Source organism: Undibacterium sp. TC4M20W (genome assembly GCF_049340245.1).
Lineage (GTDB): Bacteria > Pseudomonadota > Gammaproteobacteria > Burkholderiales > Burkholderiaceae_D > Undibacterium.
Genome location: NZ_JBMPPI010000028.1, coordinates 1 through 25,858, shown reverse-complemented (window position 1 = coordinate 25,858; position 25,858 = coordinate 1). Strand labels below are relative to the sequence as shown.

Annotated in this window: 25 protein-coding genes; 14 read left to right on the top strand and 11 right to left on the bottom strand. The window is 50.7% G+C overall.

Features of this window, described 5'->3' with window-relative positions:
- Positions 1–192: 192 nt before the first annotated feature.
- Positions 193–741, top strand: coding sequence for a hypothetical protein (locus ACO0LL_RS24335; RefSeq protein ID WP_422953396.1), 549 nt, complete (start codon positions 193–195; stop codon positions 739–741).
- Between the two features lie 265 nt (positions 742–1,006).
- On the opposite strand, the gene ACO0LL_RS24330 is transcribed toward ACO0LL_RS24335, so the two are convergent.
- The 3 genes from ACO0LL_RS24330 to ACO0LL_RS24320 form a co-directional block, all read right to left on the bottom strand.
- Entirely contained in the window at positions 1,007–2,131 is a 1,125-nt protein-coding gene (locus ACO0LL_RS24330) for a DegT/DnrJ/EryC1/StrS family aminotransferase (RefSeq protein ID WP_422953395.1), read from the bottom strand.
- 77 nt (positions 2,132–2,208) lie between these two features.
- The gene (locus tag ACO0LL_RS24325; RefSeq protein WP_422953394.1) at positions 2,209–3,387 is read right to left on the bottom strand and encodes an MFS transporter; all 1,179 of its coding nucleotides are present in this window, start codon (positions 3,385–3,387) and stop codon (positions 2,209–2,211) included.
- 93 nt (positions 3,388–3,480) lie between these two features.
- Positions 3,481–4,260: a substrate-binding periplasmic protein gene (locus ACO0LL_RS24320; protein WP_422953393.1), complete on the bottom strand. Its 780-nt coding sequence runs from the start codon at positions 4,258–4,260 to the stop codon at positions 3,481–3,483.
- Positions 4,261–4,455: 195 nt separating this feature from the next.
- Between ACO0LL_RS24320 and ACO0LL_RS24315 the strand changes: the two genes are divergently transcribed.
- From ACO0LL_RS24315 to ACO0LL_RS24305, 3 genes are all read left to right on the top strand, one after another.
- Complete coding sequence (locus tag ACO0LL_RS24315; protein ID WP_422953392.1) at positions 4,456–7,173, top strand: TonB-dependent receptor plug domain-containing protein; 2,718 nt, start codon at positions 4,456–4,458, stop codon at positions 7,171–7,173.
- A gap of 491 nt (positions 7,174–7,664) precedes the next feature.
- Positions 7,665–8,147 (top strand): hypothetical protein, encoded by a 483-nt coding sequence (locus ACO0LL_RS24310; protein WP_422953391.1) that lies wholly within the window; start codon positions 7,665–7,667, stop codon positions 8,145–8,147.
- Positions 8,148–8,158: 11 nt separating this feature from the next.
- Positions 8,159–9,436, top strand: coding sequence for a phospholipase effector Tle1 domain-containing protein (locus ACO0LL_RS24305; RefSeq protein WP_422953390.1), 1,278 nt, complete (start codon positions 8,159–8,161; stop codon positions 9,434–9,436).
- 64 nt (positions 9,437–9,500) lie between these two features.
- Here the strand turns inward: ACO0LL_RS24305 and ACO0LL_RS24300 are convergent, their stop codons facing one another.
- From ACO0LL_RS24300 to ACO0LL_RS24280, 5 genes are all read right to left on the bottom strand, one after another.
- Complete coding sequence (locus tag ACO0LL_RS24300; protein WP_422953389.1) at positions 9,501–9,944, bottom strand: thioesterase family protein; 444 nt, start codon at positions 9,942–9,944, stop codon at positions 9,501–9,503.
- Between the two features lie 67 nt (positions 9,945–10,011).
- Positions 10,012–10,716 (bottom strand): hypothetical protein, encoded by a 705-nt coding sequence (locus ACO0LL_RS24295; protein ID WP_422953388.1) that lies wholly within the window; start codon positions 10,714–10,716, stop codon positions 10,012–10,014.
- Between the two features lie 325 nt (positions 10,717–11,041).
- Positions 11,042–11,416, bottom strand: coding sequence for a nuclear transport factor 2 family protein (locus ACO0LL_RS24290; protein ID WP_422953387.1), 375 nt, complete (start codon positions 11,414–11,416; stop codon positions 11,042–11,044).
- 16 nt (positions 11,417–11,432) lie between these two features.
- Positions 11,433–12,041: a transglutaminase-like domain-containing protein gene (locus tag ACO0LL_RS24285; RefSeq protein WP_422953386.1), complete on the bottom strand. Its 609-nt coding sequence runs from the start codon at positions 12,039–12,041 to the stop codon at positions 11,433–11,435.
- Between the two features lie 55 nt (positions 12,042–12,096).
- Positions 12,097–12,510, bottom strand: a complete 414-nt coding sequence (locus tag ACO0LL_RS24280) for a GNAT family N-acetyltransferase (protein WP_422953385.1) — start codon at positions 12,508–12,510, stop codon at positions 12,097–12,099.
- 352 nt (positions 12,511–12,862) lie between these two features.
- Between ACO0LL_RS24280 and corA the strand changes: the two genes are divergently transcribed.
- The 3 genes from corA (at position 12,863) to ACO0LL_RS24265 (ending at position 14,840) form a co-directional block, all read left to right on the top strand.
- On the top strand, positions 12,863–13,831 hold the full coding sequence (gene corA, locus ACO0LL_RS24275) for a magnesium/cobalt transporter CorA (protein ID WP_162043097.1): 969 nt from the start codon (positions 12,863–12,865) through the stop codon (positions 13,829–13,831).
- 37 nt (positions 13,832–13,868) lie between these two features.
- Positions 13,869–14,264 carry a VOC family protein gene (locus ACO0LL_RS24270; RefSeq protein ID WP_422953384.1) on the top strand — a complete coding sequence of 132 codons (396 nt, stop codon included), beginning with the start codon at positions 13,869–13,871 and terminating at the stop codon, positions 14,262–14,264.
- Between the two features lie 165 nt (positions 14,265–14,429).
- Complete coding sequence (locus ACO0LL_RS24265) at positions 14,430–14,840, top strand: VOC family protein (RefSeq protein ID WP_422953383.1); 411 nt, start codon at positions 14,430–14,432, stop codon at positions 14,838–14,840.
- Between the two features lie 3 nt (positions 14,841–14,843).
- Here ACO0LL_RS24265 and ACO0LL_RS24260 read toward each other — a convergent pair whose 3' ends face one another.
- Complete coding sequence (locus tag ACO0LL_RS24260) at positions 14,844–16,043, bottom strand: DUF4272 domain-containing protein (protein ID WP_422953382.1); 1,200 nt, start codon at positions 16,041–16,043, stop codon at positions 14,844–14,846.
- A gap of 216 nt (positions 16,044–16,259) precedes the next feature.
- Complete coding sequence (locus ACO0LL_RS24255) at positions 16,260–17,075, bottom strand: substrate-binding periplasmic protein (protein WP_422953381.1); 816 nt, start codon at positions 17,073–17,075, stop codon at positions 16,260–16,262.
- 312 nt (positions 17,076–17,387) lie between these two features.
- Here ACO0LL_RS24255 and ACO0LL_RS24250 point away from each other — a divergent pair, with 312 nt between their 5' ends.
- The 7 genes from ACO0LL_RS24250 (at position 17,388) to ACO0LL_RS24220 (ending at position 24,944) form a co-directional block, all read left to right on the top strand.
- A complete protein-coding gene (locus ACO0LL_RS24250) occupies positions 17,388–18,416 on the top strand; it encodes a YHYH protein (RefSeq protein ID WP_422953380.1) in 1,029 nt (342 codons plus the stop codon).
- A 121-nt stretch (positions 18,417–18,537) separates the two neighbouring features.
- Complete coding sequence (locus ACO0LL_RS24245) at positions 18,538–19,200, top strand: SCO family protein (RefSeq protein WP_422953379.1); 663 nt, start codon at positions 18,538–18,540, stop codon at positions 19,198–19,200.
- Between the two features lie 1,000 nt (positions 19,201–20,200).
- The gene (locus ACO0LL_RS24240; RefSeq protein ID WP_422953378.1) at positions 20,201–21,217 is read left to right on the top strand and encodes an SPFH domain-containing protein; all 1,017 of its coding nucleotides are present in this window, start codon (positions 20,201–20,203) and stop codon (positions 21,215–21,217) included.
- A 14-nt stretch (positions 21,218–21,231) separates the two neighbouring features.
- Positions 21,232–22,209 carry a sugar kinase gene (locus ACO0LL_RS24235; RefSeq protein ID WP_422953377.1) on the top strand — a complete coding sequence of 326 codons (978 nt, stop codon included), beginning with the start codon at positions 21,232–21,234 and terminating at the stop codon, positions 22,207–22,209.
- Positions 22,210–22,430: 221 nt separating this feature from the next.
- The gene (locus tag ACO0LL_RS24230; protein WP_422953376.1) at positions 22,431–23,369 is read left to right on the top strand and encodes an ADP-ribosylglycohydrolase family protein; all 939 of its coding nucleotides are present in this window, start codon (positions 22,431–22,433) and stop codon (positions 23,367–23,369) included.
- Positions 23,366–23,824, top strand: coding sequence for a macro domain-containing protein (locus ACO0LL_RS24225; protein WP_422953375.1), 459 nt, complete (start codon positions 23,366–23,368; stop codon positions 23,822–23,824). The genes ACO0LL_RS24230 and ACO0LL_RS24225 overlap by 4 nt, the downstream gene beginning before the upstream one ends.
- Positions 23,825–23,897: 73 nt before the next feature.
- A complete protein-coding gene (locus tag ACO0LL_RS24220; RefSeq protein WP_422953374.1) occupies positions 23,898–24,944 on the top strand; it encodes an ADP-ribosylglycohydrolase family protein in 1,047 nt (348 codons plus the stop codon).
- Positions 24,945–24,979: 35 nt separating this feature from the next.
- Here the strand turns inward: ACO0LL_RS24220 and ACO0LL_RS24215 are convergent, their stop codons facing one another.
- Positions 24,980–25,600, bottom strand: coding sequence for a hypothetical protein (locus tag ACO0LL_RS24215; RefSeq protein WP_422953373.1), 621 nt, complete (start codon positions 25,598–25,600; stop codon positions 24,980–24,982).
- Between the last annotated feature and the right edge of the window lie 258 nt (positions 25,601–25,858).

The window sequence follows — 25,858 nt, the reverse complement described above, 5'->3', positions numbered from 1 at the left end:
AGCAAAAGATTTCTGGGTCAAAGCAATACTCTTGACGTACGGCGCATTGCAATGCGCCGTATGTTTGCCAGATCAACAGCCAGCCTGATCTCACAATTAAAAGAGCAATGCACTCAATTACTTTGTCAAAGTGAGTTCATCCCTTGATTCCTGCGTAAGATTTCAAAATATTTAGCAAGTTTTTTCCATTTCATGAAAACAATCGTACCCATCTTCGCCTATATCCCTCTTTTAACAGTGCTATTGAGTTCGTGCGCTTCAACGCCAATAGCATCATCGACGACATCGCGTCCGTTCAAGAATTCTAAATTTGAAGTGGAAATCAAAGGTGTCAGAGCGACGATGGTCATCGTCAACGATACTCCTTACCAGGTCAATTTTCAAATGTACAAAAATGCTGATAACTGCTCTGAGCCAGCAGGAAACGCGATTGTATATGCGCCTGACAAACTACGTCTTGCATTCCCGGCTGACGACAGCGTTGCATTTACAGCGTCCTATAGCTATCGCTCTGGCACCATGACTAACATTTGCACAGGAACCTATTCATTCAAACCACTTGCAGATGCCATCTATAAAACCGAAATCACAGCTGTGCCTAATATCTGTATTTTCAAAACTTCAGAAAGTGTAGATAAGGGAAACCGTGAATATAGGGACATACCGGTTCATATCACCACGAGAACGGCAACTTCGTCTTTTCTTTCAGGGGGAGCATGCAAGTCCCTGAAGTCTGAATAAAAGTAAACCCTGGTCGGGTAGCCGAGCAAAAAATGTCAATACCGGATGCATCAAAGAAGGGTAAGCATGTGGGAGATTAACTTTGCATAGAGCTTGCCAGATTTAAGCACCGGTCTGAACGTAGGGCGCATTGTAATGCGCCGCATGTTTGCCTGATCAACAGATCGCCCTCATTTCACGATCCCATGCGGCGTATTACAATACGCCCTACGATATTCAAATAGCTGAAAGACCGAATAATTTCACTAAAACCGTTGCGGGATAATCACCCCATCAATATTTTTTTCACCACCGCACAAATCTCATCCACATCACCCACCGTTAAACCCACATGCAAAGGCAGGGTCACAGTCTCGCGGGCGATGCGTTCTGCATTGGGGAACATGCAGTCGCCATAGCCAAAACTCTTGCCCACGGTAGTAGTGTGACAGGCTTCATACGAAACACCTGTGCCTATGCCTGCATCATGCAAAGCTGAACGGAAGCTGCTGCGGGTGTGGCCAAAGTTTTCGTAAGGGATGAGTACGCAAAACATATTCCAGGTCTGCTCTGGCTGGCCCTGCGGTGGCAGCACGACACCAGGTATCTGCGGAAAGCTGGCAAAATAGCGATCTGCCAGCACCTGGCGCTGGGCCATGAAGTCATCGAACTGGGTCAGTTGATGCAGGCCTATCACGGCCGATACGTCCGACATATTGAACTTACCGCTGGCCTCTACCACATCGCGGGTCTGGTCTGGCAGTTTGGCGATGCCGTGAAAGCGCAGTACATCTACCCGCTGTGCCTCAACCTCATCGTTGACGACAATCGCACCACCTTCTATGGTCGTCATGTTTTTGTTTGGATGGAAGCTGAAGATGGCGATGTCACCAAATGAGCCTACGGGTTTACCCTTCCACTTTGAACCCTGCACCAGCGCGGCATCTTCAATAACACGCAGTTTGTACTTCTTGGCCAGCGCATACAACGCATCCATATCACCGAGCGCACCGGGGAAATGCGTGGGCATGATGGCTTTGGTTTTAGGTGTGATGGCAGCTTCTACCTGGGCCAGGTCAATGGCGCGGGTGACGAGGTCACAATCGACAAATACGGGTTTGGCACCGCATTTGTCGATCATGTTCATGGCCGAGAAAAAAGTCTGGGCAGACGTGATGACTTCATCGCCCTCACCGATATTACACAGTGCCAGCGCCACCTCCATCGCTCCTGTGGCTGAGGTCAACAGCCTGGTCGGGCGATGTCCGAAAGTCTGTGACAATGCCTGTTCCAGTTCACTGACCCTGGGGCCAGTCGCGATCCAGTTGGAACGCAGCACCTCGGCCACGGCCTGTATGCTGGCTTCGGATAATTGTGGCTGGGCGAATTTACGGTATGCGGATGAAGTCATGGCGAAAATTGTAGGCTGAAAATGAAAGCCTATTGTAGCTGAAGATTTTTTGAAACAGCTTTACGCCAACGAATCAATCAGACTGAGCCACCTGCAAACAGTTTCAACCTCGCACTGGCAGCCACCAGCAACATTGCCACACCCAGTCCTGCAAATGCCATGTTGAGGCTGATGGCATGGGCAACAAAGCCTATCAGGGCAGGGCCAGCCAGCACACCGGCATAGCCTATGGCGGTGATGGCACCAATGGCCAGGCTGGCAGGCATGGTGTTTTGCTTGCCTGCCGCGCTGAACAAGATGGGCACGATATTCGATGCGCCTATGCCTATCAAAATAAAACCCAGGATGGCAATGACTGCTGAGCTGGCCAGTACAGCGGCAAAAAAACCCAGCGCCGCACACACGCCCCCAGCCAGCATGACTAGCTTGCCACCCAGGCGCGCTACTACGCGGTCACCTGTAAGACGGCCGAGTGTCATGGCGACCGAGAATGCGGCATAACCCATGCCGCCCTGCCCGGCATCCAGCCCACGCCCGGCAGTCAGCAATAATGCGCCCCAGTCGAGCAAGGCACCTTCAGCGAGGAAGACCACGAAGCACAGGACACCGATAAAAATCACAGCACCATGCGGTATTACAAATTGCGGGCCATCACGCTCGGATGCTTCCAGTTCATGCAGCAGATTCGGGCTGGCAATCAGCAACATCAATGCGACCAGCAAGCTCAGGCAAATACTGGCGGCCAGCACAGGTATGTTCAACCATAACAGCAGAGCCATGGTACCTGCGCCGAGAAAACCACCGGCACTGAACATGCCATGAAAGCCGGACATCAACGCGGCACCACTGTTTTTTTCAACAATCACAGCCTGTATATTCATCGCCACATCGAGAGTGCCTACTGAAGCTCCAAACAACAGGAGTGTCAGACCAAACAGCAAGGGGCTGCCCACGACAGCGAGACAAGGCAGGATCAGGCAAGTCAGTACACCTGCCGTCAAGATCACTGGGCGGCAACCAAAGCGTGCAGTCAGCATGCCAGTCACAGGCATGGCACACAAAGAACCACCACCGAGGCACAGCAAGAGCAGGCCAAGAGCAGCTTCATCAAGGCCTAGCCTGTCTTTGGCATAGGGCACTAGCGGCGCCCATGCAGAAACAACCAGGCCAGCTGCGAGGAAAGCAAGGCGGGTGGAGAGGCGGTGTGCAGAATCTGTTTTATTGATGAGACTTGTTTTGCTTGAATGTTCAGACATGAAATAGTTTGGATACTTACCGTTTTCAACGGCAAAGAGATTGTTTAATGATGGAAGCGCATCTTGCCGTTAGAGACGCAGCTTGCTGTTCGTTCATGGCTCCGGCCTGGCCCATTTCTTTTCTATGGCCGCATACACACCGTTCGCCTTGATCTGGCGCAGACCTTGGTCGAGGGCGTTTGCGTATTGCTGAGATTCCGGGCGGCGTTTGGAAAAACTCACATACAGACTGTCTTCCAGCAGGATGCCGGTTTGCTGGATTTTCCCTTTGAACTCATCAGGATGGACGCTGTTCAGGTAATCTGCAATACGGGTATAGATGAGGGAATAATCTGAGCGGCCAAGCAAGAGTTTGCGCAGGTTGGACAAGTCATTTGGTGCAGGTTCACGGACTATACGGGTATCGTTTTCAAATGCGCTGCCATAGGTATAACCATGCGTCACGCCGATGACATATTTATGCAATTCCTGCACATTGATCTTGCTGACTCTTGATTGCGGGCTGTCTGTCCTGGCATAGATGCCGACGCTGGCCTTGAAGATGGCTTCCTTGTGGAAGATAAAATCCGGTTCCAGTGCAGTATCCCTGAGGCTGTCGAAACAACCGAGCTCCTGCCCACTTTTGACCAGCATCAGGCAGCGTGAATATGGGGTGGCGATGAAGCGGACATCAACATTCACCGCCGCATAGGCGGCCTTGATGACATCGACGGCAAAACCCCGATTCTTGCCATCCTTGACGGCAGAATATGGATACCAGCTATCCTCACCAATGAGCGTGATGGTTTCTGCCTTGCCGTCGGTGCTGCCTGCGCATGCGAGACAGCACAACAGGAGGCAGAGCAAGTTATGCAAGGGTTTTTTGAGAAACACTGCGCGTATTCTGAAATATTGGAAACGAAACCACTTTCGTAAGTGTGCCACACATTCCTTATGCGGATGTTGATTGGGAGCAGAGGATAAGTAGTAATACCAATCATGCTATGCATGTGGATATACGGATATATTCGTTCTAATATAAATATATTCTTGATATTTTTCGGTCTTCATTCATTCCCGAGAAGACCCATGCAACAAAAAAACTATCCCCGCAAAGCTGTAAGCCAACCCGCACTGAAACCCCTTGCAGCCTGTTTACTGGCACTCTTTTACAGCCAGACCCTGAGTAATTCTGCCTTTGCCCAGACGATAGAAGGTAAACCAGAAGCCGTCGTCATCACTGGTTCACGCATACCGCGCGCCAGCCTGGAAGGCCCCGCTGCTGTCACTATCATCACTGCAGAAGAAATCACCAGACAGGGCTACAAGAATGTCTATGATGCGATCAATAACTCGGTACAAAACTCTGGCTTTACCCAGGGTGAAGACTTTGGGAATACCTTCACACCTTCTGCCAATACCATCAGCCTGCGCGGTCTGGGGCCTAACCATACCTTGATACTGCTTGATGGCAGGCGCATGGCCGATTTCCCTATCGCTTATGAGGGCACGGTCAATTTTACCAACCTGGCGAATATCCCGTCGAATATTGTAGAGCGCATAGAAATCCTGAATGGCGGTGCGTCGGCAATTTATGGTTCTGATGCGATTGCCGGTGTGGTCAATATCATCCTGAAAAAACAAAGCCAGGGTTATAACCTGAATGTCAAACTCGGCGATACTGACCGCGGCGGTGGTAGCAACAAGCGCGTGCAATTCTCTGGCACCGCCAATGTTGATCAGCTGCGTAGCCTGTTTAGTTTGGAATATAGCGAGCGTGAACCACTGCGTGCAACCCAGCGTGATTTCATGGCGACCCGCAGCACACCGAGCGCGACGCTATACCGCAAGGATATGAAATCTGGCAAATACCTGGACCTGGGTGATGCCTGTAGCCAGCTCAGCGATTTTTTTGAAGGCACGCAGATCAGCTATAAAACCAGCAAGGGCAGCTATTGCGCCAGCCCGCGCCTGAGCCCCATGCACTGGACAGTGCAAACCAAAAACCAGAGCCTGAATTTTTTCTCCAGCAGCAACCTGGATTTGAACGCAGACACTACCCTGTTCGCCGATATCCTGCTGGGCAAGAACAAGACAGAAAACGATACACGCTCGCCAAGCTGGGTATCGTCTTCGACCAACCAGAGCTATTTCTGGAACAAGAACAGCAATGCCTATGAAGCCTGGAGCAAGGTATTCGCGCCGGAAGAAATCAATGGCGTGAACCGCTTCAACCGCCTGTGGGATGATCAGTCAGCAGGTATCAATCTGGGTATCAAGGGTGTCATCCCTGGCACGCAATGGAATTATGAGGCTGCCTATAGCGCTTCTGCTTACCGCAGCGAGAACGTGGCACCGCGCACGCTGGCCAACATAGACCAGTTTTTTCTGGGACCCAAACTGGGTCTGGATGCCGCTGGCATCGCCATCTATGCACCTGATCCAAAACGCCTGACGCAAAGACTGACACCAGCAGAATTTGACCAGATTACCTCGGCATCACGCAGCTCAGACAGTTCACGCTCACAGACCCTGAGCCTCGCTGTGAATACCGAGTTATGGAAACTGCCCGCAGGCGCTGTCAAGACTGCGGCCATTGCCGAGATAGGCCGCCAGAGTTTTGATAACCTGCCTGACCCCAAGATCAACCAGGGCGTGTTCAACACCGTCACCAAATCAGATGATGTGCGTGGCTCGCGCCAGCGTTATGCACTCGGTGCAGAAGTCTATGTACCACTGCTCAAGGAAGTCACCGCCAGCCTGGCTGGCCGCTATGATGATTATCACTTCGCTGGCCGCAAGGATGGCAAGCTGACCTATAACGGCGGCCTTGAGATTCGTCCGACTTCTGAGCTTTTATTCCGAGCTAATTACGCCACGAGCTTCCGCGCACCGGACATGAACTACATCTTCAAGGCACGTGGTACTGGCTATTATTCCAGCACCACCGACTATTACCGCTGCAAGGCCGAAGGCCAGGAACTCAAGGATTGCGACTACGCAAATTACTCGCCGGGTGCCAACTATGTGCAGTTTGGCAGCCCTGACCTGAAGTCAGAAAAAGGCAAATCCTTTGGCCTGGGCGTGGTCTGGTCACCCAGCAATCAGTTTGATGTCTCGCTCGATTACTGGAATATCAAAATCAGCGATATGGTGGTCAACCTCAGTGCAGACCAACTCTTGCGCGATGAAGCTGATTGCCGCACCGGCAAACGCGATATAGGCTCCAGCCTGTGCGCTGACACCATCAACCGCATCAAGCGTTATCCCAAAGATGCGCTGAGCCATGCCGGTGAGATACAGGAGATCTGGGTCAACCCCATCAACGCAGCTTACCAGGCTACCAGTGGTATCGACATCAGTGGTAAATATCAGCTCAAAACCAGTGCTTATGGCAGCTTCAGCATCAAGGCCAATTACAGCAAGACCCTGAGCAAAAAGTCCAAGCAGTTTGAAGGCGATGCCCTGTACGACGACCTGGCCGATCTTGGCAACAGCGACTGGCGCGACAAGCTCATCACCAGCGTCAACTGGGCAAAAGGAGATTTTTCCAATACCCTGACAGTCACGCGCTATGGCAAGATACCGAATGGGTCAGGCCAGTATTACTTGTCACCTACCGGCATCGCCAACTGGAGCACAGTGTATCAGGCCAATAAAAACCTGAGCGTTTCCGTCATCGTCAACAACGTCTTGAACAAGATCAAGTATGACTATAGCGGTGGCTGGCCTAACTACCCGGTCGGTTCATTCAGCCCGCTTGGCCGCCAGGGCTGGGTGGAAGTCAATTACAAGTTTGGTGCATGATGATTTAGTACTTATTGCTACTCTCCGGCCTGGAGAGTAGCAATCGCTGGCTGATGTACAGTTCCCCTTCAATCTCCCAATGGCATGCTGCATGGCTACCCATGATGCAAGCACCTCCAAAGATAGACCGTTCAAACCGTTAGCCCTATAAATATCGCATGCAGGAATGATGCAAGGAGCTCTGGACAATTTCGCACTATTAGTGATATAAACATAAGAAATATTTAATATTGCACAGGGTGACACTTGAATTTACCTGAGGCAACTAATTAATGCACTCAATCTGGATGAAAGGCAGTGAGGCGAGTGATTAAAGTAATTGATTTCCACGCTCTTTTTCCAGCCTCGCCTGATTCAAATCAGCATGCACTATCACGGTCTAATTGCAAATGTTAACGGTAAAAACTGACACTGTATCAAGAAGAAAAGTGCTGAAGTGGACGGCGTCTATACTGACTATTCTTTTACAAACACAAATGGGAAGCCTCGCCATGGCAGCAGAAGATGATGTTTTGAAATTCGATTCACACGACCTCAATCTCCAGGTCTATAGCGCTGGCGATTTCCGACTTGTTTATGCGGGCTTGCCGCACGAACTCGCGTTTGGTGAAACTGCCAGAGAAAAAACCCCTGCAGATGCAACCCGTTACCCTGGGTCTGGCTCAGGCCCCTATTTGAGTTTCGCGAGTTTGGTGGAAATGGAATGGCGTTCAAAAGATGGGACTCATTTTAAACATACGCTTGATCTGGACAGCATTTTTAAAGACAGGAAAGTGCTGCATGATGAAAATCCAGCTGACATTTACAAACCCATGCCTATATCAGGCCGTCGCCCCACCCTTATTATTGAAGTAAATGACAGAACTGTGAATGTATATATGTTCACCAGCATACAACTGATTCCCAAAGACCCAAATGCACTTCTGAGAGACGAGCGGGATCATCGCGTTCTTGCCTATTCCAAGACATTTTGACTGACTGAATTATGACGACTGCAGGTAACGACGGCGTAGACGTAAAAATCGCAACGCCTGAACAATTAGCCAGTTATACGAAAGCACAAGAACAGATAGATACATTTAAAGTACCCAATCTGTATGACGCTAAAAATCCAAATGCCAGAGTTTTCGTTGCACTATTTGATGGTACGGGCAACGATGCAATTAATGATCCGGCCCATATTACCAATGTTGGATTGTTCAGCAAGCAACTTGAAAATATCAATGGGAAGAACCCTAATATAGTAAGTCAATATGTTGCAGGTCCAGGAACGCAAAGCGGTGTAATGGGTACGGTTGATGGCGCACTTGGCGTGACATACAACGCACGCATAGAAATGATGTATGAGAAATTTGAACGGCAGAGTAACCGTTGGCTCCAGGAAAATCCGGATGCCAAAATCAGTGTCGTTTCTGTGGGTTTCAGTCGTGGTGCTGAGCAAGCTGCTGGCTTTTCCCGCATTGTTGCTGAGCGTGGTGTTCAGAACATTCTAGGCAAGGTCGATCACCCAGCAAGCAATAATTCTGAACGGTCAGATATCTCTTATACAGTTCCCCCATTAGTCAAAGGTAACACCATACCGCAAGCTCTGGGTTTGTTTGATCCTGTTGCCACCGGCGTGCCCTCATTGAATGACAGAAGGCCGCCAGATACCGTGATTACGGGTATCCAGATTCGTGCGGCGGATGAGCGCAGGCTGCAATTTCCGGCAACCAATTATGGCAATGACGGCTTGTCTGCGGACGGTAGATTCTTGAAAGTCATGGTCGCCGGTGCGCACAGTGATATTGGCGGTGGCTATGAAAAGAATGGCCTGCCTTACCGTAATTTCAATATGATGTCGCAGTTTCTGAATGGCACGCTGGACGACAATCTCATCAAGAAACTTGATGTACCTGCAGACCCTGGCATGAGCGTGATACATGATTCATCACAGCATAAAGTGTACTGGATCAAGATGTCAGAACGTGGGGAAAGTAATAGCCTGGATTTATTCGGTAAAAAAATGGAGCCCATGAACCCGGCAATGGAGCAGTACACAAAAAATGCCAAAGCCCTGGGTACCCAGGCGAATAGTGTAGACGACATCAGGCTGGACAGTAAGGACGCCGCCAAACCCTTGCCAGCCACGACACAGGAGGGCAAGAGTGGTGCCAAACCAGCAGCAGATACTGGCTTGCTGACGGTGGCAGACAGCCCTTCCAGCCGCATGCTGGCGCAATTCAGGGAAGTGCCCCGGACTCCGGCTCAACCGAAGTTGTAGGAATGTCTTCTTCATCTGGCCACATGTCTTGACCAAGAAAAACATGGCCTGCGTTTCAGGAAAATCAATCCAGAAAATTCACCCGTGCGAACTTGGCCTTGAAATCTTCCGGCATTTCCACCACGCGCCCGGCGCGGTAATCAAAAAACACAAAACCTGATTTCGCCATCGCAATGGCAGTCTGGTCTGCCGGGCGGCTGATGCGGAAAGTGATGTCGCCACCATATTTGTTAAAGTCCATGACACCGACTTCAAACAATAACTGGTCACGTGCATGAGCCTCGGCCTTGTACGTCGTTGCCAAGTCGGTCACGATGATGCCACTGCCACCAGCGGCAGTCTCCCGTATGCCAAAGTCATACAGGAAGCGTGCCCGCGCTTCAGAAATCATGGAGATCATGGAATCATTACCGAGGTGGTTGGCGCCATTGATGTCAGTCACCCTGACTGTTAATTGGGTAGTGAAATAATATTGGTCTTCGGGAAAATGCAGTTGCAGGCGGGCCATGATAAACAAGAAAACGCGGTAAAAGACGTATTTTACCGCGTCTGCTGTACATCCTTTGCTTTATGCCTCAACCAGCCATCCAATCCGTCACTGCCTGCCATTGAGGAATTTGCGGCAATACAATAAAACTCAGTTGCTGCAAGATCAGGATGCCCAATACCATCCAGTATGGCGTCTTGAATTTACCGAGACGCAGGTCATAGGCGATAAGGCCAAGCAGGATGATGTCAGTGAAAAAATAACCTGCATGAAACGCTGACGGGAATGAATTGATGCCAGGAATAAAATTGCCAAATACCCTGGCAGCGGCAGGAGGGAAGGCCAGCAAGGCCGTACATGCCATCCAGCGGGAATGCAGTGCGCGGGTGCGGCGATAATGGATAGCCAGGCAATATGCTGCCGCAAAGCCTATCAGGGTCGTGATATCGACAAAAGCCAGGCGACTGCCAAATGCCTTGGAAAAACCATTTTTCCCCGACACCATCACCTGCATGATAAGGATGCCAGAGATAATGAATAAAGGCGCAATCACCATCGACAGCTTGCCTATCGTACGGTGTATGTTCAATTGCCTGTGCGTGGCCAGCCAGCTTTGCAAAACCAGCATGAGCATCCAGACCGTGGCGACCATGCCGTGAAAATGATGCTTGAAATCCAGCTGCGCCAGGCGGCCAAAATAAGAAGGATAAAAACCAATCAGCACCAGCAGGAACAATGATGCAAAATAAATCGGTGACCTGGGATTATTGCTATTACTGATGGCTGTTTGCATGGGGCTTTACTCTTTCCGCGAAAAAAATCAGACAGGCAAAAACAGTGCGGCGTCCACTATTATCCCTCTCCAAATGAGGGATGAAAAAGAAATGAAATGCTTAAATTTTAAGCAAAATATCGCACCCCCGAACAGTAGTCCAGAATGCATTAGCTGTCAATTGAGCAAGCAAATACTGTGTAAGAAAATGCCTGAGCACAGCGCTGCCCAGGCATTTTTCATGCACGCTCAAGTGTGTTTTTGCAACACGGATCTCGGGAAGCCAAATAGTGAATATCCATTAGTGAATATCCAGTAGTGGATATCCAGAGCAACCTGGCCTGACTCAGGCGTCCAGTATTTTTTCTCCCAGAGCGACGGACGCACTCTGTATCAAGCCATTTTTGATTTCATAGATCGCGATCATTTCCATTCGCCCTGTACCTTCTGGGAAAGTACGTGTGACTTCTTCATGGTCAATGACGATGTGACCTATTACTTCACGACGTATGAGTCTTGCATGCAGATTGGGTTCGGCAAAGCGTACCGCCATGCGTGGGCGTATTTCTACATGGCCAGTTGCCAGCAGTTTGCCTGGAAATTCAAATTGTTGCGCATCAACGGCATAAGTTTTGAGTATGGCATCGACATCGCGTGCATTATAGGCATCGAGCTGGGCCTGAACGACGGTTTCAGGACTTGGGTCATTGGTAGTTGTCATGGTTTCAGTAATCCTTTCAAAGTAAATGTGCGAGACGGACGGGTGTTCGATCAGTACTCAAATCACCATCAGGCAAGTGGGTCATCACCGCTTCTACCGTTGGCTGTGTCAATAATGACTGCAGCACCGCTGCATGCGGTTCTGCCCAGATACCGGCGAAATCTTGTTCGCCTGGCGTAGTAATGGCAAAGGCCAGTTGTTCTTTTGGCGGACAAAATTCTGCATCCACACCAAGCTTGTTACCACGTGCGTCCAGCCGGTACCAGCCATGCTCTGGCAAGTAGGCGGCATTCAGGCCATGCAGGCAAAATGGTGGCTCTGTGCCTATGGTCAGGCGCTGGTAACACAGGCCAGCAGGAATGCCATTGGCACGCAACAAGGCAGCCAGCAAATGGCTCTTGGCATAGCAATAACCGGTACCATGCGCCAACACATCAGATGCCTTGCAAGTGACAGGATTCTGACGGTAATCCCAGCTATGCCTGATCTGGTCACGCACAAAATGAAAGCAGCGTCGAGCGATATCAGCCTGCTCGCCACCGGCGGCTGCCAGTGCTTGTGCCTGTGCCAGTACGGCGGCGTGCTGCCAGTCGATGTAGGTGGTACTTACCAGAAATTTTTGCATGCGTTTTCCCGTAAAATGGGTGCTGAAATGGATTCTGAATTGAGTTTGAATTGCGTCAGATTTTATAAGCCATGCCCACCGAAGCGGGTGCCGTGTGCAGGAATCCAAATTGCGCGTACAGGTTCTGCGCCGGACCGTCAGCAATGAGGCTGACATAGGCTGACTCTGGCGCATTTTGTTGCAGGTAGTGGGTGATCTCGCGCATGATCATCTTGCCCAGGCCCTTGCCCTGATGCCCTGGCAAGACCGCGATATCGACAACATGGTATGAAGTACCGCCATCGCCAACAACACGCCCCATGCCAACGACCAGCTCACCTAACATGATTTGCACGGCAAACAGGCTGGCAGGCAAGCCACGCGCCGCCGCTTCTACTGTCTTGGTGCTTAAACCGGATGCCTTACGCAAGTGGCAGTAAGTGGCAATATCAGGAGTGGCGGCAACCGCCTGGTAAGTGTTTGTGCTCATGCTGTTCTTCAGATTAATTTTTACACTGGTTTGTTGATTTCAATGAGCAGAGAAATTTATCACAGATAGGCAAGGAATGTGTGCCAGCACCCAGCACGGTGCGCCATGCGCACCGGTTCGTATCAACTCCAATGTTCGCCCCGGACATCTACGCAAGCTAAAAGACACGGCAATGGTGCGCACAGCGCACCCTACAAAAATGCCAAATCCCCTTCAATAAGAAAAAATTAAACAAAAGACATATAAATCCTCACCAAAAACCCAAATAAAATCCCGCCCCAACCCGCCCACAGGCATAAAACAGGTTTACAATCCAGCCAAACCAAAGACTTTGCTTTCCTGGAATTTGCCTATGATTAATGTCTTCGTCTTGCATAACGGCCGCCTGAGCCAGATCAATGTGGAAAACCGCGCTGATCTTGAAAATACCCTGCCTATCTGGGTCGATCTGACTGACCCCAATGAAGAAGAGCGCGAATGGGTAAAGAGTATCTATGGCGTGACCTTGCCGGGGGAAGACGAGGTCAAGGATATCGAGGCATCAGCCCGCTATTACGAAGCTGATAATGGTGACCTGCATCTGCGCACCGATTTCTTGATTGACGATGACGATGAGCCAGCACGCACGGTGACCGTGGCCTTTATCCTGGCGCGAGATATTTTATTCTCAGTCCATACCATCGATTTGCCAGTGTTCCGCCTGGTGCGCATGCGTGCGCGTTCACGTCCGGGTTCGATTGCTGATTACAAGGATGTGCTGCTGGACTTGTATGCGACCGATGCTGAGTATTCTGCCGATGCGCTTGAAGGCATCTATCAAAACCTGGAAGACGTCAGCCGCAGCGTGTTGCAAAAAAACTTCAGCGATCAGGATGCCGCCGCCGCGCTGAATTCGATTGCTGTTGAAGAAGATTTGAATGGCCGCATACGCCGCAACATGATGGACACGCGCCGCGCTGTCAGCTTCTTGATGCGCGGGCGTTTGCTCAATGCCGACCAGTTTGAAGAAGCCCGCCAGATTTTGCGTGATATAGAATCACTTGATGGTCATACATCCTTCCTGTTCGACAAGATCAACTTTTTGATGGACGCAACCGTTGGTTTCATCAACATCAACCAGAACAAGATCATCAAGATTTTCTCGGTCGCCAGCGTGGCCTTCCTGCCGCCTACCCTTATTGCCAGTATCTATGGCATGAACTTCAAGGGCTGGTTCCCGGAACTGGACTGGCAACTCGGTTACCCGTTCGCACTGGCGCTGATGCTGGCTTCGGCGATTACACCGTTCTGGTATTTCCGCCGTCGCGGCTGGCTGAAGTAATCAGTAACTATAGTAAGCAGATAGAAAGTACAAGCCTATGCCCGCCATCGCCCTTGGTCACTACAATCTGCGCGGCGACCGTGCCACGCTGGAAAAGCTTAAGGATTTTTATATCCACTATGTGGGCTTGGCAGAAGGCCCCCGCCCGCTGAAGAGCTTTGGTTATTGGTTATATGCCGGTAGCCGCGATGTCTTGCACCTTTCAGAAAACCGTCCGGGTGAAACGCGCCAGACAGCATTAAAAACCGGTTTCGACCATGTCGCTTTCGCCTGTACCGATCTGCCTGCCATGCTGGATAAATTGCAGGCCGCTGGCATTGTGTATCGCCATGCCACGGTGGAAGCATCAGCAGGTTTTGCAACCCAGCATCAGGTATTTTTCAGTGACCCTGAAGGCAATGGCATAGAGCTTAATTTTTCTGAAAATGTTTGAGTAATCTTTTGCGCTCGCCCGGCTAACACGCTTTCTGTAGGGTGCGCCGTGCGCACCGATTATGTACAAGATCAGGGTGCGCACGGCGCCCCCTACTTCCCTCCCCTGCACAATTCATCAAACAGGTTTAAGATAAGAAATCGCCACTACTGACGAATCTTAACCATGTTCAAGATACGCGAAATCGATCATCTGGTGCTGAGGGTAAAAGACCTGGACAGCATGCTGCATTTTTATTGTGATGTATTGGGCTGCACTATCGAACGCAGGCAGGAAGAAATTGGTCTGACGCAGTTGCGTGCAGGCAGGTCACTGATAGACCTGATCACGGTTACTGGCAAGCTGGGCCGCATGGGTGGTGCCGCACCAGGCAAGGAAGGCCGCAATATGGATCATCTGTGCCTGCGCGTTGAACCCTTTGATCTGGCCGGCATACAGGCACACCTGCAAAGCCACAATGTCAGCGTTGGAGAAGTCGGACAGCGCTATGGTGCCGAGGGTGAAGGCTTGTCGATCTACATCAGCGACCCGGAAGGCAATGTCGTTGAATTGAAAGGGCCGCCAGACAGCCCCTAAAAATCAGGTTGGTGTATCCACCCCGTCCCAGTCTGCATTCTCAAAGTTGACCAGCCAGTTCAGGGCATAGTGCCGCTCATAGATGACACCGGCTTCCAGGTTCAGCGGTAGCGCTTCTTCTTTGATCCTGTTCTGGCGTACCAGCCAGTGCAGGCGGTAATGCAGGTCCAGGGCATCGAGTATCTGGCTGGCCGGACGTGTTTTTGCCTTGGCCATGGCTGCTTCAAAATCCATGTTCATGATAGTACGTGCCGTCAGCGGCACATCGCAGATGTCGTCAGCAAAGGGCAATTCTTCCTGCAAGCCCAATGCCCATTCCAGCACATACAGGGATTCATAACGCCAGGCAAATTGCGGCAGGATATCTTCTGTCGGTTCTTCTGTCTCGAGAAATTCGCGCTCTACGAGTGACAACCACGCATGTACCTGCGGGAAGCGATCTGTCAATTCATAAGCAGGAATGGGCTGGTTAGTTGCCACAGATTCTGCGCGCAAGGCGACGACATACAAGGCCAGCGCCCGCCCCAGTATCTCAACCGCCGGACGTAATTGCAGCTCGGCCTCGCTGACCAGTGGCGGCAGATGGGCTGGCAGTTGTATGCCCATTTCAGCCAGCAATGTATCGGTACGCGCTTTTCTTTGCCAGGCCAGTGCCGGATAAGGGATAGTCGCGCCGGTTTCGATGCCGCCGTCAGCAGCGCCCAGCAAGACATAGCCATGCGGGTCGCGGATATCACCATCAGGCATGAAGGCGATGGCATTTGTAGCCACCGCCCAGTCAGAATAGGCATCAAGCTGGCTTTCATCCAGCCACAGGCTCAGGTGCTGCTGCACCCGCTGGATATGACGCATCACATGATAACGCTGATGTGTCATCTGCCCGTCACCACGCTTGAGTACATAGCCGATAAAGCCTTGCAGATGCCCATGCAGCTCCGGGTCACTCATATCGCGCTGGCTATTGAGCTTGTGCGGGAAATTCAGAGGTGGCAATTGCGCACAGGTGCAATAGGCATTAATCAGTATGCTGCTGGCGCTGTCAGTATCAATCTCGGTTTCTGCTACTGCAGTTGCGTTCGCGCTTGCTTCTGCAGTTGCTACCGCCGCTACCTCTGTCACGGCTGAACTTGCAGAGCCTGATGATGGCGCCTGGACTACCGCAGAAGATTTTCCGGAAATGAGATTCTTTAATTTTTTCAGCATGACGCAAACAGAAATGGAGATTGATCTGCTGATTCAGGATTGACACATGTTATGCAGCCTAGATCACTGTTCAGCATGAAAGCGTAACAGGATAAGGGCAATATAAAAGCTGTGGGCCAGCTTTTACATGTAGAAACAGAATTGGAAACAGGCAATGTTATGCCTGCATGGCCTGCAGGCAAATACAGATTGGCACGCACGCGTCTGATGCAGGAATCAATGCCCACCCTCTACCCTGTGCACTTCCATGGGAGGTACTTCGCCGGGCAACCATTTCTGGTGTATTTTTTGAAAGCTGCCATCCTTCTTCATTTGCCGCAGCGCGTTTTCCCACAGCGTGATGCTTGCTGCCGGGGTTTTAAGGGAAAACGCCAGATACAGTTCCAGGCTATCCAGCACCATGACTTCTTCTACATCGGCCACGCTGCGGCCACTTTCTTGCAGGATGGAATTCACTGCGAGGCTACCCTCAACCCACAGATCAAAACGCCGGGCGAACAGCATTCTGGAAGAATTGAGCGGTGAATCAGCCTGGGCCAGATTGATGAAGCCTTTCTTTTTTGCGGCATCGGCAAAGATGCTGCCGCGGTAGGCCCCGATTGGCAACTTGTAGATATCCGTATCAAGGGCTTTGAGTCTTGCTGCCTCACCCTTGCGTGTATAAACCGCGGTCCTGGATACCGCGATCGGCCCCAGCATGTGCATGAGTTTTTCCCGCTCGGGCGAGCGGCCGAGGCTAAACAGCAGCACGTTGTCATCTTCCAGCACGGCCTTGTAGCCACGCGCCCAGGGCACCAGTTGTATCGCTTCCTTATTGCCTGTGATGGCTTGCATGGCCTGGACGATATCGACCGCCATGCCATCAATACCCGATTTTGTCTTGAAGTTCATTGGCGGCCAGTCTTCCGTGTAGATTGTCAGCTTTTGCGCTTGCGCCGCATGGGGAAACACAAGACACAAGATGCCAAACATCAGCACCGGCAAGCACCGTGCGCACATCTGCTGCAAAAACAAGAGAGCCTGGCTGAGCATATTTCTCCTGAAGCATGGCATGCCCTTACTTGGGCATATTTTGATAGTACGCCCGTGCTCTCCTGTGGAAAATGTCAATATGAGGTTTTAAGAACTCAAGTAACGATTTTTAACTTTTTCCATTGGCATAAATTACATAGTTTTTGACAATGAATCGATAGCACTGGCAATCGCTACAGCACTGCGCACTGCGGGCAGGCGCAAATCGTTTTCACTTCATATTTCCTCCATATTTAGATCGCAAGCTACATCTATCGTGCGTCTATCACCATAAATGATGATCTGCGCCGCCTTATGTGATCAGGAGAAAATATGAAACAAGCTCAGTTGCAAGCCCTCTTGGTCGCCAGCCTCATTTTCAGCATTGCTGCCTGCGGCGGCAGCTCTGGCGGAGCGACGGCAACAGGCAACAGCACTGCCACTGCTACTACAGGAACAACGACTGGAACGACGGGTACAAATACCGGTACGACTACGGGTACAACTACTGGCACAACTACCGGAGCAAATGGTGGCACAACTACTGGCACATCCGCTGGCAGCACCAGTGTTGATGCCAGCAAACTGCCTCTGGGCGATGGCAAGTTCAGCCGCACCACTCCGGCGATTGGTTATGTCTATGCCTGCTATACCGCAGGCTCGGGTGGTGCGAGCAGCAAGGGGCCATGGTTCAATGCCGATGGCATGACTTGGAATTCTCTAAGCAAGATCAGCGTACAGGGTGCGGTCAGTTGGGTATCGAGTTTCATGGTGACCCTGGGCAGCACCCTGGGTATTACCGGCAACGGCCTGCCACCCAATCCCACCGGCACTTTCCCCATCGCCAGCACTGATCCTGCCTATGGGTATGACCGCAACCCCAACAGCATCAGTCAGGCCAATATCGCCTGGGGCTTGCCAGCCAACCCTGTCGTCGCCGTACAGCCAACCTGCACCAGTCTAGGTGCAATCGGCGTGCTGCTGGATGGCGTGCGACTCTACAATGCCGACGATGGCGGCTACCGCGATGCCGTCGCCTGGGAAATCCAGGATACCTGCCAGGGTCACCCTGAGCGCACGGGTCAATACCATCATCACAACATCACTTCCTGCCTGACGCAAAAAGATGCCCCGGGCCAGCACTCGCCGCTGGTCGGCTACATCGCTGACGGCTTTGGCATCTATGGCAATCAGGGCGAAAACGGCAAGTCCCTGGCCAATGCCGACCTCGACGAATGCCATGGACATACCCATGCCGTAGAGCGCAATGGCGTCATAGTCACGCAATATCACTACCACCAGACCAGGGAATTTCCATACACCATTGGTTGCTACAAAGGGACGCCAGCGACTGTGCATTAGTGCAGCTCAAGTAAACCGGGAACAAGAGCAGGAGCCGAAGCAGAAAAACATCCTGAACTTGCTTGGCGCTGCGCGCACCGGGAAATAAAGACCACACAAAATTTACTAGGCCTCATTCAATATGTCCCTACTAAAATCATTGCTCTTGTCCATGCTCAGCTTCATCGCCACCGTCGTGACCCTGGGCTGGCTGACTGGTGCGTTCGCCGCACCACAAAATGCCCTCAACAACGACAAGCTCCCCTACTACTATCAACAAGACCTGCAAGCGCATTGGGACACCTGGGCATCCCTGCAGCGCATTGCCAGGTTTGAACTCATCAACCAACATGCGCAAGAAGTCGATCACAGCCTGCTACGCGGCAAAGCCAGCTTTGTCGGTTTCTTTTACGCAGGTTGCGTCACACTCTGCCCCATTTCACTCGAGGTCATGCGTGAACTGCAAACACAGATCAAACAAAAATCCATCGCCACACCCCAGTTCATTTTACTGACTGTCACTCCAGAACAGGACGACGCCCAAACCATGGCCGCCTATGCACAAAAACTGAAACTGCCTGCCAACTGGAACATGCTGACAGGTGATTCCAGGCAAATGCAAAAGCTTACCACCAGCCTGATGACCGATATCAACGCCCGCGCCAGCAATGGCGAACCCCTGCACGGCCAGCGCGCCTTCCTGATCGATACGATGGCCCGCATCCGCGGTATCTATGATGCATCGTCGATGCTGGAAATGCGGCGTATGGTGGGGGATTATGAGAGGTTGATGATGGAGGAATAGAAAAAAATTATATTTCCACCTCATTGACGTTTCGCATTTAATTCATGCTCCCGCGTACAAGGCACCTAAACGCAAGCCTAGACTGTTATCGCAGCGAGCATCAGTTTTCAACAACAAAATCAAATCAATCAGGGTTGCTTTCCTTGTCTCAAAAAATCTCTCAGTCGAATTTAAGCTGAACAATCTTAATATTACAAGAACAAAAATATTGAAACCCTCGCTACTTACAGTTTCAAGATACAAGAAATCATGTCCCTCATTATCATAAACTTGGTAGATTTCATTCTTTAAATAAAATTCACTCTCCAAGTAAAGAGGACGCATTTTCTCAAGCAAATAGTCAAAGCTAATTGAGCTCAATGTAACTGACCTACCCTTTGATATAAATATCGTCCCGCTCATAAAATGATTTTCAATCCTTTTATCAATTGTATATGACTGCTTTCTAAGTTTTCTCTATGCAATCAATCAAAAAGCGAAAAAAATGCTCTAAAAACTTTTCGCCACTCTTCTATTTCTTGACATCGCTCACGCCGCAAAAAAATAAAAACCGTGTGCATCAATGTCGGTAACTATCGCCTTGCTACCAATCTATGAAATGATTTCGGTCTTTTCATCTTCCGGCAAATCATGGATGAGCCAATCCGGCACACCCAGCAATCTGACCTAATCACCGATATTCATCGTCTTTGCACTCATTCCTGTTTTTTCTGCATAGTCTAACCGAGAAAATGTTAACAAGTTTTCCAAGCCAGTAGGGTGCGCCGTGCGCACCATGCATGCCAAAACTTGGTGCGCACGGCGCACCCTACCAGTCTTTACATGCCCCGTCTGAAAATTACCTGCGTCTCAACTTAGTTAAAATAAAAAACTAACTTAGTTGCATTTTATATTTAAGTGGACTATTCTATATTCAAGCAAAGGAAAAGAATCATACCGAGATCAAAATAAACGATCCAAAAATACCTCAGCGCACCTGAAGACAAGAAAAGGAATAGTCATGTTCAGCATCAAATTCATCAAGTTCCAACCCACCACCTATGTGCTGCAATTCAAAAACGGCAAGCTCAGGCGCGAGGGTGCCGGGCTGGCGTTCTTTTACTATGCGCCTACCACGTCCATGCTAGCCATACCCATGGCAAGTACGGATACACCGTTTATCTTTGAAGAAAATACCGCTGATTTTCAGACGGTTACGGTGCAGGGCCAGGTCACTTACCGTATCAGCGATCCGCAAAAGGTCGGTGCCTTGCTCAATTTCGCCATCAATCCTGTGACCCAGCAATACATCTCGGATGACCCGCAAAAACTGTCGCAGCGCATCGTCAATCTCGTTAAAGTGCTAACCCGCAAGGGCTTGCAAAGCCTGGCGCTGCGTGATGCCCTGAAAGCGGCTGATACGCTTGGTGCAGCGGTGAGCATGGCAGTGCGCGATAGCAAGGAATTGCAGGCACTGGGGGTGGAATTGCTGGGCCTGAATTTTCTGGCCCTCAAGCCCACGCCAGAGGCAGCCAAGGCGCTGGAAGCGCAGGCGCGCGAGCAAATCCTCAAATGCGCAGACGATGCCATCTATGAACGCCGCAATGCTGCCGTTGAACAAGAGCGCCGCATACGCGAAAATGAATTGAATACCGAGATCGCCGTCGAAAGCAAAAAGCGCCAGATACGCGAAACCCAGATGGAAGCTGAAAAAAGCATACAACAAAAAGAAAGCGAACTTAAACTCGCCCAGATGCAGGCCAAAATCGCCGAAGAAAACCAGCAAACCACGCTCGTCAAACTATCGACAGAAAACGCCAGGGCAGAAGCCGACAGCCGCGCCTATGCTGCTCAAACCCTGATGAATGCCTATAGCGGCGTTGATCCCAAAGTCTTGCAGGCACTGGCCATGGGCAATATGCAATCCGGCCAGTTGATCGCCCTCGCCTTCCAGGAACTGGCAGAAAAAGCTGGCTCCATAGGCCAGTTGAATATCACGCCAGACCTGTTGCGTGAATTGATGAACCAGCCTGGATAGACCCGGGAAATGATATGAGCAGCATCCATAGTACAACAACGCGCCAGACAGAAAACAAGATCATCCTGATCACCCGCAAGACCAGACTCGAAGAACTTATCGTCAAGTACAACACGGTCGGCCAGGCACGCTTTTATATAGAACATCTGGGTGGCGACTTTGCCGCCTACCAGGCCGAGCATGACAATTACCTGGCCTGTGTCAGCGCGGCAGAAAGCAGTCTCACACAACTTGCGCGCCTGCAAAAGATAGATCGTAGCTTCTTGCCCAACATGATCTTTGGCCGTGACGATATCGTCATAGCTGTGGGGCAAGATGGCCTGGTCGTCAACACCATGAAATATCTGGATGGTCAGCGCCTGATAGGCGTCAACCCTGATGTGCAGCGCTGGGATGGCGTGTTGCTGCCTTTCCAGGTCAGGGACTTGCCCAAAATCGTCCCCGAAGTACTGCAACAGCGCCGCCCGGTGCGCGAAGTCACCATGGCCATGGCCAGGCTGAACAACGGCCAGACCATGCTGGGCGTGAATGACATCTTCATCGGACCCAAATCCCATATCTCTGCCAGCTACACCATACAACTGCAAGAACACCAGGAACGACAGTCATCCAGCGGCATCATCATCTCCACTGGTATGGGTTCCACAGGCTGGATGAAGAGCATACTGACAGGCGCAGCAGCACTGCAAGAGAGATTTGATGATCCGCGTCAGATGATATATAACATCGCCGCCGAGCCGCTGACATACACCGCAGAATGGGACACCCGCGAACTGATGTTCGCCGTGCGCGAACCCTTCCCCAGCAAGACTTCATCTGCGACTTTAGTGCGTGGTCAGATACAGGAAGACAGCAAACTGCAAGTCACCTCCCTGATGCCGGAACATGGTGTCATCTTCAGCGATGGCATAGAAGCAGATTACCTGGAGTTTAATGCAGGCCTGACGGCCGAGATAGGCGTGGCCGACAGACGCGGTTATCTGGTGGTGTAGTCAACCAGATGCGCGATACGTATCAAATTTTCCTCCCGCATTTACACCGCGTTTGTACATATTAGTGCGCGCGGGGCTCGCAACACGTTGATAGTTGTGCGCGAATCTCTCTTTTATCCAAAATAAAACTAAGATAGTTGCAATTAAATACTAACAAGATTAATATCTGTTGATCAAACTACTTAACGCAAGCTTTGAGCATGCCAACAATGGAATAAATCATGGGTATCACTTTAGAACAACGCTATCTCGGTACACTGGCTGGCCTGGCCTGCGGTGATGCCGTTGGTACGACAGTAGAATTCTCAGCGCGCGGCAGCTTCGCGCCTGTGACTGACATGGTCGGCAAGGGACCCTTTGGCTTGCTGCCCGGTGAATGGACAGACGACACCTCGATGGCGCTGTGCCTGGCAGAAAGCCTGCTGACGAAAGATGGCTTCGACGCCAAAGACCAGATGGGACGTTACCTGAACTGGTGGAAATGGGGTTACCTCAGTTCTACCGGCATCTGCTTTGACATAGGCAATACCGTGCGCGCTGCCCTGTCACGCTATGCCAGCAGCGGTGAGCCTTACTGCGGCGCAGAACATCCCAGCACGGCTGGCAATGGTTCGCTGATGCGGCTTGCCCCTGTTGTGATGTTTGGCTACCCAGATATAGCCGCAGCTATTCACTATGCAGGAGAAAGTTCACGCACCACCCACGCCGCGCCAGAGGCCATACAAAGCTGTCAATTACTGGCGGCGATACTGTGCAAGCTGTTTGCCGGATGCAGCAAGGCTGACTTATTTTCAGACCTGTCTTTCACGCCGACCGAGCCAAAAATCATCGCTCTCAGCAAGGCTGGTTTCATTGATAAAGACAGTACACAAATACGTGGCAGCGGTTATTCAGTTGAATCCCTCGAAGCCTCGCTGTGGTGCTTCATGCACACCGACAGCTTTGAAAGCGCCATTCTCACCGCTACCAACCTGGGTGACGATGCAGATACCACAGCCGCCATCACAGGGCAAATTGCCGGTGCCTATTACGGTGTGGAAGGCATACCTGCAAAATGGCTGGAACGCCTCGCCATGCGTGAAGAAATATTGCGCATGGCGCGGGACTTGTATGAGAGGTTTGGTAGCAGGGTCATTTCACCAGCAAGAGAGTCAGCATGAAAGAACGCACAGGAGACTTATTAGCACTCGCCCTGCAAGGGGAGTTTGACGTTATCGTCCATGGCTGCAATTGTTTTTGCAATATGGGCGCTGGCATCGCCAGGAGCATCAAAAAACAGTTCCCTGAAGCCTATGCAGCAGATCAAACCACCTTGCCTGCCGATCATGCCAAGCTGGGCAGCTATAGCCAGGCTCGGATACAGAGAGGCGACAGGCAGTTTGTCATCCTCAATGCCTATACCCAATTTGACTGGCGTGGTCAGGGGGTGAAAGCCGACTATGCAGCAATACGCAATGCATTTGCCGCAATACGTAAAGAATTTAATGGCTTGCGCCTCGCTTACCCACTGATAGGTGCTGGCCTTGCTGGTGGCGACTGGGTAAAGATTGCAGCCATCATTGATGAGGAATTGGATGGCATGGATCATACGCTGGTGCGGTTTGATGCCGTTTAATGCCAATTAAAATACGGGTACTCGGCAAAATGACGATGACGCAATGCGATCCATAACTATCCAGAAAGAGGCTATGCCAGTTTCAGCATCTGATGCAATCGCGGGCTGCCTGATGGGCGGCGCAGTCGGTGACGCTATGGGTTTGCCGTTTGAAGGCCTATCGCCACGCAGGATAACGCGCCTGCGCAAAGGGCCACTACAGTATCGCTTTTTCTTTGGTCATGGTATGGTCAGTGATGACACGGATCACGCGATCTTTGTGACGCAGTCGCTGATCAAGAGCGAGGGAGATGTCAGTAAATTCAAAAAAAGCCTGGCATGGCGGTTACGACTTTGGTTGATATGCCTGCCTGCAGGCGTGGGGTTTGCTACCCTGCGCAGCATTATCAAGCTATGGCTGGGATTTAAGAACAACGGAGTCTACTCGGCTGGCAACGGCCCCAGCATGCGCAGTGCCATGATAGGGGCCATACTCTCAAATGACGCGTCAGCGCGCCATGCCCATGTACTGGCATCTACCCTGCTTACGCACACTGACCCCAAGGCTTTTACTGGTGCATTGGCAATTGCTGAAATCGCAGCACGATTGGTTAATCAAGAATGGCAGACCAGGCCTCCTCTGAATGAATTGATTAGTATGCTGAGCAATTTGTCTGACGATGCAGAATGGCAGGCTGTCGTTAAAGGCATAAAAGAATCTTGTCTTGCACCCGACCCTGTATTAATTGCGCAAAACCATTTTGGCGGCAAGCATGGTATCTCGGGCTATACCATGCACACGGTGCCATTCGCCATCATTGCTTGGTACCTGCATTTTGGCAGCTATTACGACACGATAGACGCGGTGGTAAATGCTGGCGGCGATGTAGATAGCGTAGCCGCTATTGCAGGCGCATTGGCAGGTGCCAGTGTAGGGCTAACTGGGATCCCGCAAGAATGGCGTGATGGCTTGATGGATTGGCCACATAGTCGCCAATACTTACAGACATTGGCTCGCAAGGTGAATGACCCTGAAGTGAAAGCCGGGCTATATTTTTCTTTTTGGCTATTTCCACGCAATATTATTTTTTTGGTGATTGTCTTACTACATGGGTTCAGACGCTTGCTGCCACCTTACTAGGTAAGGATTAATCGAAAAAGAATGCAGGGAAAAAATTATTTACTATAGAAATACACCACTAAATTCTTTTCGGGACTGACGACGATCAAACCAGTTCGTCCATGGGCGTAATAGCTCCCCGGATTATTGATGATGCCATTCACCACTTCCTGTACTACTGGTTTGACATCTATACCGAAAGCATCGCCACAAATCTTATCGCAAATATCCATGCGCCCTGATTCTTTGTTCACTGCCCAACGATAAGTTGGCTTAATTGGTGTCACAGCCCAGTCTTCATAGTGACCACGAGAGGAACGACTTTGCTGATTCTTGTTTTCTGGCATGCCTCTGAAAAATTCCATGCCGCGCTTCTTGATGTCTTGGGAAGTATTTTCTGGCATGGGATATAGCCGTATCCCTGCTTCATTCCCACCAGGTCCGAATCCCCACGACTCTTCCTTGTTGTACGAAATTGAGTTCACACCCAAGGCATCAGGCACGGCTTCCAGCATGAACTGATGCTCATAGAGTTTGAAGGCAATGTATGGGCCGCCGATAACAGTCAATGCTAATAATACAAAATAGCGACGCGAGATTTTTTTGTAGACATAGATGAATCCACCCAAGATTGATACAAGGATGAGTACCAAAATTGCAAGAAGAAAATAGATCATGTAGCTGAGTTCGTTTTTATTTTGAGTTTGCTACGATAGCAGGGTGATGGGTAATGCATAACAGACATCAGGTCCTCTGACATCAAGATGATTTTATGCGCCTTTTCAAACCGTCTGTTTGGCAGGTGAAGAAATTAAATTACCTCCGGCAAAGCCGGAGGTTTATTGCTGGGGCGCCTCAAAGGCGCTGGTAACCCTTGATCCGCCTAAAGGCGGCTACAGTCCCAATTTCATTTGGTCGTAACGCTCATCTTCCTG

What these genes read in the sequence shown, in the direction of transcription:
- ACO0LL_RS24285 (WP_422953386.1), bottom strand. Translation starts at nt 12,041, where the DNA reads ATGCAAAAATTTCTGGTAAGTACCACCTACATCGACTGGCAGCACGCC.
- ACO0LL_RS24295 (WP_422953388.1), bottom strand. Translation starts at nt 10,716, where the DNA reads ATGCAAACAGCCATCAGTAATAGCAATAATCCCAGGTCACCGATTTAT.
- ACO0LL_RS24325 (WP_422953394.1), bottom strand. Translation starts at nt 3,387, where the DNA reads ATGTCTGAACATTCAAGCAAAACAAGTCTCATCAATAAAACAGATTCT.
- ACO0LL_RS24310 (WP_422953391.1), top strand. Translation starts at nt 7,665, where the DNA reads ATGGCAGCAGAAGATGATGTTTTGAAATTCGATTCACACGACCTCAAT.
- ACO0LL_RS24315 (WP_422953392.1), top strand. Translation starts at nt 4,456, where the DNA reads ATGCAACAAAAAAACTATCCCCGCAAAGCTGTAAGCCAACCCGCACTG.
- ACO0LL_RS24290 (WP_422953387.1), bottom strand. Translation starts at nt 11,416, where the DNA reads ATGACAACTACCAATGACCCAAGTCCTGAAACCGTCGTTCAGGCCCAG.
- ACO0LL_RS24240 (WP_422953378.1), top strand. Translation starts at nt 20,201, where the DNA reads ATGTTCAGCATCAAATTCATCAAGTTCCAACCCACCACCTATGTGCTG.
- ACO0LL_RS24235 (WP_422953377.1), top strand. Translation starts at nt 21,232, where the DNA reads ATGAGCAGCATCCATAGTACAACAACGCGCCAGACAGAAAACAAGATC.
- ACO0LL_RS24230 (WP_422953376.1), top strand. Translation starts at nt 22,431, where the DNA reads ATGGGTATCACTTTAGAACAACGCTATCTCGGTACACTGGCTGGCCTG.
- ACO0LL_RS24245 (WP_422953379.1), top strand. Translation starts at nt 18,538, where the DNA reads ATGTCCCTACTAAAATCATTGCTCTTGTCCATGCTCAGCTTCATCGCC.
- ACO0LL_RS24215 (WP_422953373.1), bottom strand. Translation starts at nt 25,600, where the DNA reads ATGATCTATTTTCTTCTTGCAATTTTGGTACTCATCCTTGTATCAATC.
- ACO0LL_RS24330 (WP_422953395.1), bottom strand. Translation starts at nt 2,131, where the DNA reads ATGACTTCATCCGCATACCGTAAATTCGCCCAGCCACAATTATCCGAA.
- corA (WP_162043097.1), top strand. Translation starts at nt 12,863, where the DNA reads ATGATTAATGTCTTCGTCTTGCATAACGGCCGCCTGAGCCAGATCAAT.
- ACO0LL_RS24280 (WP_422953385.1), bottom strand. Translation starts at nt 12,510, where the DNA reads ATGAGCACAAACACTTACCAGGCGGTTGCCGCCACTCCTGATATTGCC.
- ACO0LL_RS24300 (WP_422953389.1), bottom strand. Translation starts at nt 9,944, where the DNA reads ATGGCCCGCCTGCAACTGCATTTTCCCGAAGACCAATATTATTTCACT.
- ACO0LL_RS24225 (WP_422953375.1), top strand. Translation starts at nt 23,366, where the DNA reads ATGAAAGAACGCACAGGAGACTTATTAGCACTCGCCCTGCAAGGGGAG.
- ACO0LL_RS24335 (WP_422953396.1), top strand. Translation starts at nt 193, where the DNA reads ATGAAAACAATCGTACCCATCTTCGCCTATATCCCTCTTTTAACAGTG.
- ACO0LL_RS24250 (WP_422953380.1), top strand. Translation starts at nt 17,388, where the DNA reads ATGAAACAAGCTCAGTTGCAAGCCCTCTTGGTCGCCAGCCTCATTTTC.
- ACO0LL_RS24265 (WP_422953383.1), top strand. Translation starts at nt 14,430, where the DNA reads ATGTTCAAGATACGCGAAATCGATCATCTGGTGCTGAGGGTAAAAGAC.
- ACO0LL_RS24255 (WP_422953381.1), bottom strand. Translation starts at nt 17,075, where the DNA reads ATGCTCAGCCAGGCTCTCTTGTTTTTGCAGCAGATGTGCGCACGGTGC.
- ACO0LL_RS24270 (WP_422953384.1), top strand. Translation starts at nt 13,869, where the DNA reads ATGCCCGCCATCGCCCTTGGTCACTACAATCTGCGCGGCGACCGTGCC.
- ACO0LL_RS24260 (WP_422953382.1), bottom strand. Translation starts at nt 16,043, where the DNA reads ATGCTGAAAAAATTAAAGAATCTCATTTCCGGAAAATCTTCTGCGGTA.
- ACO0LL_RS24305 (WP_422953390.1), top strand. Translation starts at nt 8,159, where the DNA reads ATGACGACTGCAGGTAACGACGGCGTAGACGTAAAAATCGCAACGCCT.
- ACO0LL_RS24220 (WP_422953374.1), top strand. Translation starts at nt 23,898, where the DNA reads ATGCCAGTTTCAGCATCTGATGCAATCGCGGGCTGCCTGATGGGCGGC.